The sequence below is a fragment of the Candidatus Caldatribacterium saccharofermentans genome (assembly GCF_050267035.1).
GTDB lineage: Bacteria > Atribacterota > Atribacteria > Atribacterales > Caldatribacteriaceae > Caldatribacterium > Caldatribacterium saccharofermentans.
The window spans coordinates 1,636,799-1,650,466 of the sequence record NZ_CP187957.1 but is presented as its reverse complement, the minus strand read 5'-3'; the positions used below and the strand labels follow the sequence as shown (position 1 = coordinate 1,650,466).

Genomic DNA, 13,668 nt, shown 5'->3' with positions numbered 1-13,668 from the left:
TTCACGCTCCTTGCCGAAGAAAGAGAAAGGGGAGCAACCGCTCCCCCTCCTCCACAGGGTTCGCATTATACCACACTTCTCAGATCTCGAGAACCCACACCTCAGGAAGTGACGGGAGGCTTTTTGCCGTCACCGTAAAAGACGAGCTTCTCAGGAACTTCACCCGTTCAAAGGGCTTCAGGAAATGTTCTACTGGATTCAGGCTGAAGGAGAGAAATCGTGTTTTGTAATGCATGGGGACCGTGATGGATGGGGAGAGTTTGCTCACGAGTTCCTGGGCTCCTCTCGCGTCGATGGTGTAGACACCCCCGACGGGAACAAAGAGGAGATGCACCGGTTTCCAAGAAGCGATGTCCTGATCAGGAGGAACCATGCCAAGGTCTCCAACGTGCATGAGGACAAGGTCATCAGCCTCAACCCGGAAGACATTGTTTCGTCCCCGCTTTTTTCCCTCCTCCTCATCGTGGAAGGTGGAAAATGCCTGAATCTTCACACCATCCTTCACGTACTCTCCAGGCTGGCGGATAACCTCCCGGTACCCCCGCACCAGAGCAACGTTGTTGTGGTCAAAATGCTCATGGCTCACCAGGACAAAATCGGCCTCAACCTCAGGGAGAGGATATCCAACACTCTGGTCAAAAGGGTCAAAGGCAAGGCGCACTCCGCGCTCCGTCGCCACAAGGAAGAACGAGTGCCCAAACCACCTCACTTCCATGTTACCACACCTCCACAACCATTATCTAACACTTCCCCTTCCCCTGCAACCTTTCATAGAGTTTGCTCCACCCGCGCCGGTAGAGAAAGGCGATTTTGTTGTGCCAGAGGGGTTCCTCTTCATGGGAAAAGAAAGTCTCGTAGTCTTTCGTTCCCGGCGTTGGGGCATAGAGGGCAAGGCGGGGCACGAGACCAAGGCTCCGCACATACAAAACCGAGGCCACAACATCGCCTTCTTCCTCCACCGGCCAGCCGAAAAGCAGGTACACTTCGATGTCCTGGGGAGAAAATCCAGCCTCCTGCAGAGCGCGTACTGCTTCTTCGAAGAGTTCGTTGGTGACCTTTCCACCACTCTGCTTTTGCCGGGGAGACACAGCAGTTTCAAGGCTCAGCCGGACGGTGGAAAAGTTTGCTCTCTTGAGGAAACGGGCAACCTCCCTGGTCACATACCGGGCGTGAAGCCCGTTGGGGAGATGGAAGGAAACCGGAAGGTTGAGGCGCACAAGGTACTCCGCCAGGGGAAGAAAGTGAGATTCTGTCCGGAAAAGAAGGGCGTCATCGTAAAACGCAATGTGGCGAACACCGAAGCGCTCGAAAAGGTAGCGGATTTCCTCAGCTACATCCTGCGGAGGGCGCTGGAAAAACGACGGAGCAAGGATTCGGGAGGCACAATACGTGCAGGAAAAGGGGCACCCAAGGGAAGAGAGGACAACCCCGTAGGAAAGCCTCGGGTAGAGCTCAAAAGCCGGTGGTACAGCAAAGAAGTCCTCATACGTCCGGATGCCGAGGCTTGTGCCCAGAAGTCCCTCAAGGTGCCTGGAGACACTCAGGGGGTCAGCCACGGAAACCACGGCGTCGAACCCAAGACGTTCTGCGTGATCCGGGCAGAGCGTCGGGTACACACCTCCAAGGACGAGGAATGCCCTGGGGAATGCGCGCCGCAGGATTTCCGCAAAAACCGAAGCGCCCGGGTACCAGTAGGTGAAGCCGCAGGTCACCAAAACCACATCCGGGGGGTCGAGATTCCAAAGACGAGCGAGAACCTTCTCCCTGGGCATCCCGAAGCGCTTGAAGCGCCGGGGAATGGAGGAGAAAAAGACAGGTTTTGGGAGGATTTCTCTGAAGTACCCTCCACACCCGGCCTCCCGGAGCTTCCGCGGTCCCTCGTTTTTCGGTGCACAGGAATCCGGGTCTCCCCGGTCCAGGCAATCGAGGAGTGTTACCTTGAAACCTCTCCTTTTGAGGTGTGCCCCCAGGTACAGAAGCCCCAGGGGCTTGCTCCACAAATCAAAAGCGGTGAAATCATACGCCCAGGGATTAATAAGGAGAACATGCGCCATCTACACTTGAGTCGCCGCCAGAGTCCCCTCATAAACTGCGTGGAAAATTTTTCGGGGTTCCCGAGCATCACCGATGAGGAAGAGCTCCTGAACTTTCCCGGAGAGCGCGTCGAAGAGCGCTCGATTGGGTTGCGTTCCCATGGCAAAAACGATGTACTCTGGATGGAGTTCTGAAGTTCTCGGATCGGCATCACACAGGTACACGACCCTCCGCCCTTCGACGTCCATGCACCGGGTACTTGTCATGACATGGACGCTCGAGGCACCCAGGGCCTTCAAAAGCTCGATTCTTGTGATGACCTCTGCATCCACGGCAAGGTGGGAGAGCATCTCCACAAGGGTGACCCTGTTGCCTCGCTCGGCAAGGAAAAGGGCAACCTCGCACCCCACAACGCCCCCACCCACGACAACGACATCCTTTTCTTCAAGCACCACACTCCCCCGCAGAACATCCCAGGCCGTGCAGGCAAAGGAAGGATCAAGGGAGGAGAACTCAGGAATAACAGGAGTTCCTCCACTCGCCACAATAACAGCCTGAGGCTTGAGGGCAAGTACTGTTTCTGGAGTCGCCTCACTTCCAAGGTGCACTGAGACTCCAGTTTTCGGAAGCATTTCCTCAAAGTACTCCACAAACCACAGGAGTTTCTCCTTGTGGGGAGCCCGGGCAGCAAAACGGAGCTGTCCTCCTAAGGCTTTCTCCTTCTCGAAAAGATGCACCTCGTGTCCCCGCTGCGCGGCAACAAGCGCTGCAGTCATGCCTCCCGGCCCACCACCAACGACAACCACCCGTTTTCTCTCCGGGGCCCTCGCACGCTCGTCAAAGAAGAGCTCCCGTCCAGCCCAGGGGTTCACCGCGCAGCGGACCTTCCCGTTGGCAAAGAGCTCCCCGATGCAACCGACATTGCAGCTGATACAGTGATTGATTTCTCGTTCTCTCCCCCAGGCGGCCTTCTTCGCCCAGTCCGGGTCGGCGATGAGTCCTCGCCCGATGGCCACAAAGTCAGCATGTCCTTCGGCAAGGATGCGCTCGGCAACCTCGGGATGCCGAATAACCCCCACCGCGATGACCGGGCAGGAAACGACCTCCTTGATACCCCGTGCAAGATGTGCCCTCCAGCCCTCTGCAAAGTTCATGGGCTCGATGATGGTGCTCACCGATTCGTAGATGCCACAGCTTGCGCTGATGTAGTCCACCCCACTGGCTTCAAGCGCCCGGGCAATCTCCTGAGATTCCGCAAGGGTGAGCCCTCCGGGGACGAACTCCTCAACGCTTAGGCGAACCCCAACAACAAAGTCCTCTCCCACGAGCTCCTTGATGCGCGCAAGAATCTCAAGGAGAAACCGCAGGCGGTTCTCAAAGCTTCCGCCGTACTCATCATCCCGCTTGTTAGTGTACGGGGAGAGGAACTCGTTCAGGAGATACCCATGGGCCGCATGAACCTCAACGCCGTCAAAACCGGCAAGCTTTGCCCGGAGCGCCGCCTGAGCGAATTTCTCCATAAGCTCACGGATTTCTTCTTTCGTCAGTGCTCGAGGCATGACCCCGAGGAACTTGCAGGGCACAGGAGATGGAGCAACCGGTTGCAATCCATCCGTCGTCGAAGGCGTGCACTGCCGTCCACCGTGCTGAATCTGGAGGAAGGTCTTTGCCCCCTCAGCATGGATAACCTCAGCAAGAGCACGAAGGCCCGGGAGGAACTTGTCGCTATCAACGGCAATCTGCGCGGTGAGGCTTCGGCCCTGGAACATGTCAACCTGCGCATTCTCTACAATAATGAGCCCCACTCCTCCCTGGGCCCGCCTCCTGTAATAGGCCAGAAGCTCGGGAGTCACCTCACCAAAAGCACTTCCCAGGTTCGTCGCCATGGGAGGCATGACGACCCGGTTCCGTATGCTGCACTTCCCGATTTTCCCCGGTGCAAAGAGATGTGGGTACTGCACATTCCCCCTCCTCTCTCTATACGTACTCTGCGAGCTTCCGGGCCGAACCCTGAATCTCGTAGTACGTCACGATGAGCTCTTCAACCTTCTCCGTCACCGCTTTTTGCGCCTCTTCTATCTTCCCGTGGGTTCTCAGCGCCTGCTCATAGGCCTGGCGGATTTCGGTGCCCACGTTGATTTTGGTGATGCCGTGGCGAATGGCCTCAAGGACGTACTCTTTCCGGATTCCCGAACCACCGTGGAGGACAAGGGGAATGCCGGTGCGCTCCACAATCTTCTTGAGGTGCTCAATATTCAGCCGGGCCTCAACCTTCTTCTGGTCCTTTGCCACGCCACTTATTGCCCCGTGGATATTGCCGATAGCCACCGAGAGCCAGTCGACCCCCGTTTCCTGCACAAACCTCCCCGCATCCTCCGGATCCGTGAAGCCTTTGCCGCTTGCAAAAATCTCCTCGTACGGCGGCAGGGGCCCCGACTCATGCCCCAGAACGGCCCCGAGTTCCGCCTCAACGCATACCCCCAGAGGATGAGCCCGGGAAACCACCTCCCGGGTTACCCGGATGTTCTCCTCAAGGGGAAGGCGTGACCCGTCAATCATCACCGAGTGGTACCCGAGCCTCAAGGCCTCATCGATGAGGGAGCTCCAGTCCACGAGCTGCCCCTCCTCGTCAATCACCGGCACATGGTCCTGGTGAAGCCGGGAGAGCGAGAGGTCCCCAAAGCGGTCGAAAGCCTCTTTCACCGCCCGGAAACTCCCGGCCCCAAACCGGGTGATATCGGGGCGGGAGACCTCAAGAAGGGCAAAGGTTTCGGTACGGTGCAGGGCCTCAACAATCGCCGGAACCATAGGGAGATACGCAACGTTAAACGCAGGAACGAGAATCCGGTGCACGAACGCAGCCTTCATGATGTCAGCAAGCGAGGCTTTCGCCAGCTTCTTCCTCCAGTCTGCCACGGCATCCTACCCCTTTCTTCGAAAAAACTTTACTCCACTTTACTCCAAATACCTTTTCGAAGCAACCAGAATTGCATACAATGGAAGTATGAAGGGAAGAGTCCTTGTCATCGGCGGAACAGGGCACACCGGGAGTTACCTTGTTCCGAGGCTTGTGAGCTCCGGGTACCAGGTCTTCGTGTACGCTCGGGGGACGACACAACCCTATCCCTATTCCCCCCTCTGGAAGCGAGTTACCTTTATCTCCGGAAATCGGGAAGAAGATGAGGGGAAGGGGATACTCCAGGAGCACATTCGCGCCGTAAAACCCGATGCCATTGTTGACCTCATCGCTTTCGAGCCCGAGAGTGCCCAGGCACTTTTAGAGGTGCTCCGGGGAAGCGATGTGCACTTGCTCGTGTGCACCACTGCCTGGGTCTATGGAAAAACACGCATCATTCCCACCCCAGAAGACGCTCCCCGCTTCCCCGAAAATGACTATGCCCGGAAAAAGGTCGAGATTGAGGATATTCTCTTTGCTGCCTGGAAAGCAGGAAAAATCCGGATTACCGTAATCCGCCCCACCCATATTACCGGGCCGGGGAAAACCTTCGTCACGCCCTTTGGCGACCACGACCCGGGGTGTCTCCAACGTATCCTGAACGGGGAGGAAATTATCCTCCTCGATGGGGGCTTCAGCACGCTCCACCATGTCCATCCCCAGGATGTAGCCGAGCTCTTCTTCGCTGCCCTTGAAAATCCCAGAGCCTCTGTGGGAGAAGCCTTCAACTGTGGTGCCCGGTACGCGATGACCTTCTTTGGCCTTGGAGAGTTCATCGCCACTTCCTTTGGGAAACCCTTCCGATTCAGGTCGATGCCCCTTGAGGAGTACACCGAGCGATTTGGGTATCCCGAAGAGGCCGCCCTTCATGTTCGCCAGGGGTGCTGCGTCCTGATGCAAAAGGCCTGGGAACTCCTTGGGTTTGTCCCTCGCTACACTCCGGAAGGGGCGGTTCTCGAAGCCATGTACGACCTCATTGCCCGGGGTATCCTTGAGGTGAAGTGACCGTGGGCATCTTTAAAGATTGCGACATCCGTGGCACAGTCCCTGAAGAACTGAACCCAGAGGTTGCTTATCTCATCGGCCGGGCTTTCGCCTCCTCTTTCCCTGAGGGGACCTCTTTCGCTGTGGGCGGGGATGTCCGCACCCACACTCCTTCCCTCAAGGAGGCGCTCATTGAGGGGCTTCGAGACAGTGGAGGAAACGTAGTTGACCTGGGTACTGTCCCTACACCCCTCTTCTACTTCGCCATCGACCATCTCCGTACCCCGGCAGGGGTTATGGTTACTGCCTCCCACAACCCTCCCCAGTACAACGGCCTCAAAATCGGTTTTGCTCACCGTCCTCCCTTCCCCGAAGACTTCACCGCTTTGGCCCGGCAAGTGGAAGAACGGGCGTTTCGCAAGAGTGTAAGAGGTCGCCTCCTGAGCATGAATCTCACAGAGGAGTACCTGACTTTCCTCACCTCCCGGGTTCTTCTTCCTCAGCGTGTCCTGCGGGTTGTCGTGGATTGCGGGAATGGATGCTACTCTGAACTCGCTCCGAGGTTCCTCCACTCTCTGGGACACGAAGTCGTTCCTCTCTTCTGCACCCCAGACGGTACTTTCCCCAACCGTCCTCCCAATCCTGCGCAGGCGAAAAACCTTAAAGCCTTGAGGGAAAAAGTTCTGGAAACGAGATCCGATGTTGGCATTGCTTTTGACGGTGACGGAGACAGGGTGGTCTTTGTGGCCGACGATGGGACGGTGCTTGAGGGAGAAAAGGGGATGATCTTCTTCATCCGCCAGCACTTCGCCCCTATTCCTGGGGAGAAGAAGTTCGTCTATGATCTCAAGTGTTCCTCTGTCGTCCCCGAAGAGGTGCGCCGCGCCGGAGGCATCCCCATTCCGGAGCGCTCAGGCCACGCCTATATCAAGCGGAGGCTCCTTGAGGAAAACGCTGTGATGGCCGGAGAAATCAGCGGCCACTACTTCTTCCGAGAACTCGGACGAGACGATGGGCTCTACGCTGCCTCGCTCTTCCTCACCCTCCTGAGCAAAAACAGCGAACCTCTTTCGTCCATCATCGCCGCTTTCCCCCAGAGTTTCGTAACCCCGGATATCCGTATCCCTCAGAAAGGGCGGGAAAACCTCCTTCCCCTCCTTGAGAGCACTCTGCAAAGCGGCAACATCCTGAAACTCGACGGCCTGCGGGTGGAGTGGGAAGAGGGCTGGGCGCTCATCAGGAAATCCGTGACCGAGCCCGTGTACACCCTTCGCTTTGAGGGGAAAGACAGAGAAGCCATCCCCTCCCTTGTGCACCGCCTCCTTGCGGCCTTTCCAGAAATTGCAAGGGAGGTCCTGGAGAAACTCTCCTCAGATTCGGCGGATTATGGCCCTCGCAATTCTCTGGAGAGCTAAGACAACAAGGGGGCCGATCGCCACCGCACTCCCAGCCTGGATGAAGTTCCCCGGAAGTTCGGCCAGGGCTGCTCCAACCCCGTAGAGGACGACTTCGGTGAGGAAGTACCCGAAAACCATGACAAGGCCTGCAAGAAGGCCCACAAGAACCCGAACGGGATAGCTCTTTTCTCCTGAGGCCAAAAGGCCCACAAGAAGCCCTTCAATCCCCTTAATGACAAGCGTAAAAGGTGCCCAGTGCGCGTATCCTGTGAGGAGGTCGGCCAGCGCCGACCCTACACCCCCAGCGAGCGCTCCAATCCGGGCTCCAAAGAGCATGGCAAAAACAAAAATCACCGTGTCCCCCAGGTTGATGTACCCCCGGGTCTGGGGTACCGGAATCTGGATGCTCATTGTGGCCAAAGCCACAAGGGCAATACCTAAAGCCCCATATACCAGAATTTTCACCCTGTCCTCCATCGCTCCACCCCCACAGGGACCGAGTCATTCCCCAAAGGTATCCTCATCGACCAGAACTTCCATGAGATTCGCAAGGAGGCGGTCCACCTGGTCCTCCTGAAGACCTAAAAGCTCCGCCGCCTTTGGGGAAATGCGGTAGAGGAAACCGTCAACCCCCACCCCCATGCCAAGGCTCACGCTCATGCAGTCCGCAATGTGAGCAATAGCGGTGAGTTTGGGGTTTTCCTGAGCTCGCTCCGGTTCGTGGTGGAACCCAATGGCCTCAACGAGCTCCGGGGGAAGATTCCACTTTTCGGCAACTTTTGCTCCCACAAGGGCATGGTGGAACCCCAGAAGGGCTTCTTCGGCCTCAAGGAACGTCACATTCTCCTTTTCGACCTTCTCAAGCACTGCCTCGTATTCATCCCTCAGATAGGTGTCGAGGACGAGTTTCCCGATGTCGTGGAGCAGGCCCGCCGTATAGGCCACTTCAAGGCGGGAAAATTTCACCTCCCTTGCCAGCATGCGGGCACCCACAGCCGTTGCCTGGGAATGCCTCCAGAGTTCCCCCCGCTCCAGAGCATACCCCTTGAGCTCCTTTTTCATCATCTCGCTGACCGAGGCTGCAAGAACAATGCTCCGGATGGTCTGGAAGCCAAGGAGAATCGTGGCATCGGTGACGGTGGAAATGCGCCGAGGAAAACCATAGAACGCCGAGTTCGCCAGGCGCAGGACCTTGGCTGTGAGCCCCTGGTCCTGTGTGAGCACGTTGTTGATATCCCGGGCGGTAGACCTCGGGTCTTCTGTGAGCGCGATAACCCGCTGCACCACTGCCGGTAAGGCCGGTAAATCCTCAACCGCTCGCACCAGCGCCGGGAGTGTGAGCTTACCCATATCCCCCTCCAGAAATCCTTTTGCTCATTATAGAACACAAAAAGCGCCCTGTCTCTTCCAGAAGGAGAAAAATCGTTGCCAGAAATCCACAAGCGAATGTCCCCAGTTCGAGTTTGAGAACTCTCTCAAGCCGTCTCAGGATTGCCGTATACTCTGCTGGCTCAACCCGTTTTCGCTCACTTTTTGCATCCAGCACTCCACCGTGTCTGGATGCTGATGGTCGATCACCCCGAATTCCCGGTTCAGACGTCCCGCAACGATGGTCGTGCACAGGCGGCGTCTCACGCCGGCTCGGCAGGTCTGTCACCACCCAAAAAACACCCTCAAAGCCAGCCTCAAATCCCCCTTCACCTTCGGCACCACAGCGGCAAACGCGCCCGATACTGTTGCCAGCTCGCTCCCTCGGGCCAACTTTCGCTACAGCTCCTTTCGGTGCGTTCGTACGGCGTAGTCTGGATTCCCTCTGCAACCTGGACCTCAAGAATTCTGGCCGAAGACCTCTTCACAAGCCTGACCGGACCATTTTCAGGGAGGAGCTTTCAGAACCTTGCCATCTACGGTAACCCGATAATGGGCCATTCCCAATCTCTCTGAACAGTGTCTTCTCCTCATTCTCATTTCCCAAAAGGAGGGCGGTCTCCCCCATGTGATGGACACCGTCAAAAACCATATCCATCTGGAATTCCAAAAAGGGGGAAACCACAGGTAGCACTACAGGACCGGGAAACCTTGCAAAAAATGGTATAATACCACCAAAGCCGCAAAAGCAACCGGGAAGAAAGACGATGACCATTCCGGAAATAGGATGTGTTTTCATAGCTCTCCTGGGACTTTCAGGAGTTGTCCTCAGTCGAAATCTTCTCATGAAGATTGTGGGCCTGGACGTCATGAATACCGGCGTAATCAGCCTTTTTGTGGTCCTTTCCTCGCGTTCCGGGGATAACGTCCCCATCCTTACCGAAGGGGCTTCTTCGTACGCTCATCCCGTACCCCAGGCCGTGATCGTCACAGCCATCGTCATCGGTTTTGCCATCCTGGCTATTTCTCTTGTCTACGCCATGATCCTTGTTCAGCGACTGCGGTCAGTAGACACAGAAAGACTCGAAGAGGAAAGCGGAGGATGACGGCGTTTGTCCTCTATAACCTCTGTCTCTTTGCAAGCGCCCTTTTGGGCTTTTCGCGGAAATTCCAAAAGCCCGTGCTCTGGGGCGCCGGTATCATCAATCTCATCATTGTCACCATTCTCTGGCAGAAGAGCGAAAACACAAGATGGTTCCTGAAAAGCGCATTTGGAGTGGAACTCGTCATTGACGAGCTCTCCCGCCTTTTCCTGCTCACCCTCGCGGTGGTGTGGTTCGCCGTAGCCATCTCCCTGGAGAGCAAAAAACAGGACGGCTTCTTTGTTTTTCTACTCCTCCTTTTTCTGGGCGCGGGGAATCTCCTCTTTATTTCCAGTGACCTCTTCAATCTCTACGTTCTTTTGGAGCTCCTCACCATTCTGGTTTTCCTCCTGGCTGGAAAAACCGGAGAAACCAAACCCCTCTGGGCGGGGATGAAGTATTTGCTCCTCGTCGCAAGCGCCATGAATCTCTATCTCCTCGGGGTAGGAATGGTTTTTCTGGCCGAAGGAAGTTTTCGGGTCTCCTCGATAACCATCACAGGAATTCCGGCAGGCTTTCTCATTGCCGGACTTCTGGGGAAAACTGGGCTGTTCCTCTTCAGCATGTGGCTGGTCGATCTCCACTCGAGTGTCTCAAGCGAGGTATCAGCACTTCTTTCCGGTATTGCGGTGAAAACAGGACTTTACGCGCTTTTGCGTCTCCGACCCGCTTTAGGCAACCACTTTGAAGTGGTTCCGTTCTTTGCAGTCATTTCGGCAATTCTGGGGGTAATCTTTGCATTCCACGAAAAACACTACAAACGCATCCTGGCCTACAGCACCCTCTCCCAAATAGGGTACATCCTGACTGCTCCGGAAACCGGTATTTTTTACGTCTTTGCCCACGGCGTTTTCAAGTCATGGCTTTTTCTGGGAGCTGATCTCCTCCCAACCCACGATACCAGAGCGCTGCCTCAACATCGATTGCCGATTGTTACCTGGTCTCTGATCGCCCTTCCTGCCCTGTCCATTGCTGGACTCCCCTGGACCGTTGGCGGTTTCTCGAAAGAAATGCTCATTGTGGGAACTGCATGGTGGCAACGACCTATTCTTTATGGAGTGAGTATTGGAACGGCAGCGGTTTTTGCTCCGTTTTTCTTCTCCCTTCCCAGGCTGGAATGGGGAGAAATACCCAAAAACATCCTCGGCCATGCTTTGCTGGCTTTCTTCACGTTTTTTCCCCTCTTTGGTTGGGGCAGGAAAGACCTCGAATCGACGGGAATACTTCTCCTGGGGGTTCTTGTGGCCCTCCTTGGAGCACGATATCGCAAGCCTCTCCCCCGGGTCCTGGAACGGCTCGAGAATGCCGCCCTTCTCTACCTCATTCTCTTTGCACTGTGCGTGGTGATGAGTGCCTGTAGGTAAATGGCTGTTCTTCCTCTTAGGAATGCTCTTCTGGACGGTACTCTCCGGGTGGCGCAGCCTCTGGCTCCTTGCCTTAGGGGCAGGGGCAAGTTTCATGGGTATTTGCATCGTCACGCCCCACATTACCCCAAAACACATGGTGCTCTTTACATTGAAACTTCCTCTCTTCTTCCTCGAAGCACTCTGGCAGGCCCTTACCCTTCTTGCGCGACTCTACAATCATTCCTCACAATTCTTATGGAAGAGCATACCCACTGGAGAAGAAGAACTGTTCGAAAAGACAGTCCTCATCACGCTCACCCCCTACACCCTGGTGATCAAAGAGGAAAAAGGAGAACTCCTCATTCATTCGATAAAGGAGGAGAAAGGACGTTGATCTACTCTGGTATCTATCTCGCTATCCTCACAATCATTTTTCTCCATTTCATATTCGTCCAGGATCGCTACCAGAAACTCCTTGACGTCGCTAGCCTCTCTTCGAAAATTACCGTTCTGATATTTCTCTATGCCTTTTCTACCAGAGACATTTTTATCCTGGAAGTTTTTTTCTTTTACGCTCTTTTTAGCGCTGTGGAAATGATCTTCATCGGTTACGTGCTTACCAGGAGGGATCTGGAGTGATCTACCATTTCCTCTTTATCATGGGGCTCGTCCTGACTGCTTATGGGAGTGTGGGAATGATTTGCGCGCGGAATAACTTCCAGCGGATTCATTTTTTCGGCATCGCCGATACCTTAGGGGCAGGGCTTATTATGCTCGGAGTAGCTACAAAATGGACGGAGGCTTTCCCCCGGGTCCTTTTCGTTTTTTTCCTGAGCCTCGTTACAGGGTCGATCATGGCGCACGTCTTCGCCAAATCAATGTTTGAGAGGTCAAAACGATGTTGAAAATAGGTATCGTGGTTTTCATGCTGGTTGCAGCGTTCTACACCGTGACCCGAAAACGACCTCTTGAAGCAATCTTTGGCCGGACGATTCTGGGAACTCTGGCTGTAGCGCTTTATGCTGCCTGCAAAGCCCCTGACGTAGCCCTGGCCGAAGGACTTCTGGGTGTGGCACTTTCCACTTTTGTGTACATCACCGCCTTTAAAAGCCTGGGGAGGATCCGCATCGGGTGCCTTGTATCCCAGGATGCAGCTTCTCGAGAGATCCAGAACCTTCTTGAGCAGTACGCCCGAGCCAAAGGATACGAGGTAGAACTGGTAAACTACCAGGCAATCCAGAAGGCTACCGAAGCACTTGAAGAAGGTTACCTTGATCTCATCTACAGCACTGCTTTTCCTCTCTCGCGACCCGATCTGGAAGTTCTCCCCATTAAAGGAAAGACCGAAGCCGTTCTGATCCTCCCCAAAAAGAGTGACCTCATGAAGTTGTTCCAAGCTTTTTCTTGCAACACTGGCGAGGAAGAAGTATGAAGGGCGCATTCCGGACTCTTCTGGTCACAAGCATGATGACCACGGTGGGAGTATTGCTTCTCCTTTTCCAGGAACCGATGATCTTCTCTCGACTTGAGAGCCAGGAACTCGTAACAAGGCTCTTCGAAGAAACCAGGGCTACAAACATCGTTAGCGCAGTGTACCTCTCCACGAGACTTTACGATACCGTGTTCGAGTTTCTGGTTTTCACCGTTGCCGCTGGAGGTGTGGCGTTCTATTCCCGGTTTCTGGGAAAGACAACGCAATTCGTCTGTCTGACCGATCCGGCAACAGCCATCACGCTCAGATTTCTGGCCTTTTTTGCTTTCCTTTCCGGGGTTTATCTTGCCATCTTTGGACACCTTACTCCTGGAGGCGGTTTCGCTGCAGGTGTTGCCGGAGGCACCGCGTTCTTTCTTCTGGCCATCACTGGCAGAATCTTCGTCCTGGAAAAGCAAATCGCCTCTGTCAACCGGAATCACCTTCTGGAGCAAGGGCTGATAACGACATTCCTGTCTCTGGCAATCCTCGACTTATGGGGCATTGAACTACCCCTGGGAAATCCGGGTACATTACTGAGCGCTGGGTACATCCCTCTTTACAACCTCCTCATCTTTCTCAAAGTAACCCTGGGCACCTGGAGCATCGTCTACCACTTTATTCAAAGTCGAGGAATTCTCTGAACCAGCATCTTTCAAAAAGCACCAAACCGGCTATCACCAGCACCAGACAAAAACACGCTATTCTGGGCAAAGATACGCCAGAGGAAGGAGTAAAGAGCTCTGCCAGGCGAGAAACGCCAATCCTGGGGAAAGCCCAGCCCAGAACCTGCCGATTTTGATTCCTTTCTCTTTTCTAAGACCATCCCCACCCTTAGCTGCGAGCACAAGCACCTGAAAAACCTCTGTGTTTCCGAAGGTTTACGGAACTTCCCCTGTTTCATCACATCTTCTGGCGCATCAAGACCACCGGGAACAGGTGAAAGCCTGGTGGTGAAGTGCTGTGCGGC

The 13,668-nt window shown here is 55.1% G+C and carries 15 protein-coding genes; 9 read left to right on the top strand and 6 right to left on the bottom strand.

What is annotated here, in order from left to right; all coding sequences use genetic code 11:
- Positions 1 to 79: 79 nt before the first annotated feature.
- The 4 genes from ACPT9Q_RS08385 to ACPT9Q_RS08370 are packed head-to-tail and all read right to left on the bottom strand — an operon-like array spanning position 80 to position 4,950.
- On the bottom strand, positions 80 to 715 hold the full coding sequence (locus ACPT9Q_RS08385; protein WP_427365572.1) for an MBL fold metallo-hydrolase: 636 nt from the start codon (positions 713 to 715) through the stop codon (positions 80 to 82).
- A 25-nt stretch (positions 716 to 740) separates the two neighbouring features.
- Positions 741 to 2,054 (bottom strand): B12-binding domain-containing radical SAM protein, encoded by a 1,314-nt coding sequence (locus tag ACPT9Q_RS08380; protein WP_017873314.1) that lies wholly within the window; start codon positions 2,052 to 2,054, stop codon positions 741 to 743.
- The gene (locus ACPT9Q_RS08375) at positions 2,055 to 3,995 is read right to left on the bottom strand and encodes an FAD-dependent oxidoreductase (RefSeq protein ID WP_427365571.1); all 1,941 of its coding nucleotides are present in this window, start codon (positions 3,993 to 3,995) and stop codon (positions 2,055 to 2,057) included.
- A 16-nt stretch (positions 3,996 to 4,011) separates the two neighbouring features.
- Complete coding sequence (locus tag ACPT9Q_RS08370) at positions 4,012 to 4,950, bottom strand: class II fructose-bisphosphate aldolase (RefSeq protein ID WP_427365570.1); 939 nt, start codon at positions 4,948 to 4,950, stop codon at positions 4,012 to 4,014.
- A gap of 88 nt (positions 4,951 to 5,038) precedes the next feature.
- Between ACPT9Q_RS08370 and ACPT9Q_RS08365 the strand changes: the two genes are divergently transcribed.
- Both ACPT9Q_RS08365 and ACPT9Q_RS08360 read left to right on the top strand, forming a co-directional pair.
- The gene (locus ACPT9Q_RS08365; RefSeq protein ID WP_427365569.1) at positions 5,039 to 5,995 is read left to right on the top strand and encodes an NAD-dependent epimerase/dehydratase family protein; all 957 of its coding nucleotides are present in this window, start codon (positions 5,039 to 5,041) and stop codon (positions 5,993 to 5,995) included.
- A gap of 2 nt (positions 5,996 to 5,997) precedes the next feature.
- On the top strand, positions 5,998 to 7,389 hold the full coding sequence (locus ACPT9Q_RS08360) for a phosphomannomutase/phosphoglucomutase (protein ID WP_427365568.1): 1,392 nt from the start codon (positions 5,998 to 6,000) through the stop codon (positions 7,387 to 7,389).
- On the opposite strand, the gene ACPT9Q_RS08355 is transcribed toward ACPT9Q_RS08360, so the two are convergent.
- Together ACPT9Q_RS08355 and ACPT9Q_RS08350 are read right to left on the bottom strand one after the other, a co-directional pair.
- A complete protein-coding gene (locus tag ACPT9Q_RS08355) occupies positions 7,345 to 7,848 on the bottom strand; it encodes an ECF transporter S component (RefSeq protein WP_051040811.1) in 504 nt (167 codons plus the stop codon). The two genes, ACPT9Q_RS08360 and ACPT9Q_RS08355, sit on opposite strands and share 45 nt — an antisense overlap.
- A 24-nt stretch (positions 7,849 to 7,872) precedes the next feature.
- A complete protein-coding gene (locus ACPT9Q_RS08350; protein WP_427365567.1) occupies positions 7,873 to 8,721 on the bottom strand; it encodes an HDOD domain-containing protein in 849 nt (282 codons plus the stop codon).
- A 785-nt stretch (positions 8,722 to 9,506) separates the two neighbouring features.
- Here ACPT9Q_RS08350 and ACPT9Q_RS08345 point away from each other — a divergent pair.
- The 7 genes from ACPT9Q_RS08345 to ACPT9Q_RS08315 are packed head-to-tail and all read left to right on the top strand — an operon-like array spanning position 9,507 to position 13,342.
- A complete protein-coding gene (locus ACPT9Q_RS08345; RefSeq protein ID WP_017873488.1) occupies positions 9,507 to 9,845 on the top strand; it encodes an NADH-quinone oxidoreductase subunit K in 339 nt (112 codons plus the stop codon).
- Positions 9,842 to 11,245: a proton-conducting transporter membrane subunit gene (locus ACPT9Q_RS08340; protein WP_017873487.1), complete on the top strand. Its 1,404-nt coding sequence runs from the start codon at positions 9,842 to 9,844 to the stop codon at positions 11,243 to 11,245. Before ACPT9Q_RS08345 ends, ACPT9Q_RS08340 begins: the two co-directional genes overlap by 4 nt.
- Entirely contained in the window at positions 11,232 to 11,621 is a 390-nt protein-coding gene (locus ACPT9Q_RS08335; protein ID WP_427365565.1) for a hypothetical protein, read from the top strand. Before ACPT9Q_RS08340 ends, ACPT9Q_RS08335 begins: the two co-directional genes overlap by 14 nt.
- On the top strand, positions 11,618 to 11,866 hold the full coding sequence (locus ACPT9Q_RS08330; protein ID WP_017873485.1) for a hypothetical protein: 249 nt from the start codon (positions 11,618 to 11,620) through the stop codon (positions 11,864 to 11,866). The genes ACPT9Q_RS08335 and ACPT9Q_RS08330 overlap by 4 nt, the downstream gene beginning before the upstream one ends.
- Positions 11,863 to 12,132: a monovalent cation/H(+) antiporter subunit G gene (locus ACPT9Q_RS08325; RefSeq protein WP_017873484.1), complete on the top strand. Its 270-nt coding sequence runs from the start codon at positions 11,863 to 11,865 to the stop codon at positions 12,130 to 12,132. The genes ACPT9Q_RS08330 and ACPT9Q_RS08325 overlap by 4 nt, the downstream gene beginning before the upstream one ends.
- On the top strand, positions 12,126 to 12,659 hold the full coding sequence (locus ACPT9Q_RS08320) for a hydrogenase subunit MbhD domain-containing protein (RefSeq protein ID WP_017873483.1): 534 nt from the start codon (positions 12,126 to 12,128) through the stop codon (positions 12,657 to 12,659). The genes ACPT9Q_RS08325 and ACPT9Q_RS08320 overlap by 7 nt, the downstream gene beginning before the upstream one ends.
- Positions 12,656 to 13,342, top strand: coding sequence for an MnhB domain-containing protein (locus tag ACPT9Q_RS08315; protein ID WP_017873482.1), 687 nt, complete (start codon positions 12,656 to 12,658; stop codon positions 13,340 to 13,342). The genes ACPT9Q_RS08320 and ACPT9Q_RS08315 overlap by 4 nt, the downstream gene beginning before the upstream one ends.
- Positions 13,343 to 13,668: the final 326 nt, after the last annotated feature.

What these genes read in the sequence shown, in the direction of transcription:
- ACPT9Q_RS08355 (WP_051040811.1), bottom strand. Translation starts at nt 7,848, where the DNA reads ATGGAGGACAGGGTGAAAATTCTGGTATATGGGGCTTTAGGTATTGCC.
- ACPT9Q_RS08345 (WP_017873488.1), top strand. Translation starts at nt 9,507, where the DNA reads ATGACCATTCCGGAAATAGGATGTGTTTTCATAGCTCTCCTGGGACTT.
- ACPT9Q_RS08340 (WP_017873487.1), top strand. Translation starts at nt 9,842, where the DNA reads ATGACGGCGTTTGTCCTCTATAACCTCTGTCTCTTTGCAAGCGCCCTT.
- ACPT9Q_RS08385 (WP_427365572.1), bottom strand. Translation starts at nt 715, where the DNA reads ATGGAAGTGAGGTGGTTTGGGCACTCGTTCTTCCTTGTGGCGACGGAG.
- ACPT9Q_RS08350 (WP_427365567.1), bottom strand. Translation starts at nt 8,721, where the DNA reads ATGGGTAAGCTCACACTCCCGGCGCTGGTGCGAGCGGTTGAGGATTTA.
- ACPT9Q_RS08380 (WP_017873314.1), bottom strand. Translation starts at nt 2,054, where the DNA reads ATGGCGCATGTTCTCCTTATTAATCCCTGGGCGTATGATTTCACCGCT.
- ACPT9Q_RS08365 (WP_427365569.1), top strand. Translation starts at nt 5,039, where the DNA reads ATGAAGGGAAGAGTCCTTGTCATCGGCGGAACAGGGCACACCGGGAGT.
- ACPT9Q_RS08315 (WP_017873482.1), top strand. Translation starts at nt 12,656, where the DNA reads ATGAAGGGCGCATTCCGGACTCTTCTGGTCACAAGCATGATGACCACG.
- ACPT9Q_RS08320 (WP_017873483.1), top strand. Translation starts at nt 12,126, where the DNA reads ATGTTGAAAATAGGTATCGTGGTTTTCATGCTGGTTGCAGCGTTCTAC.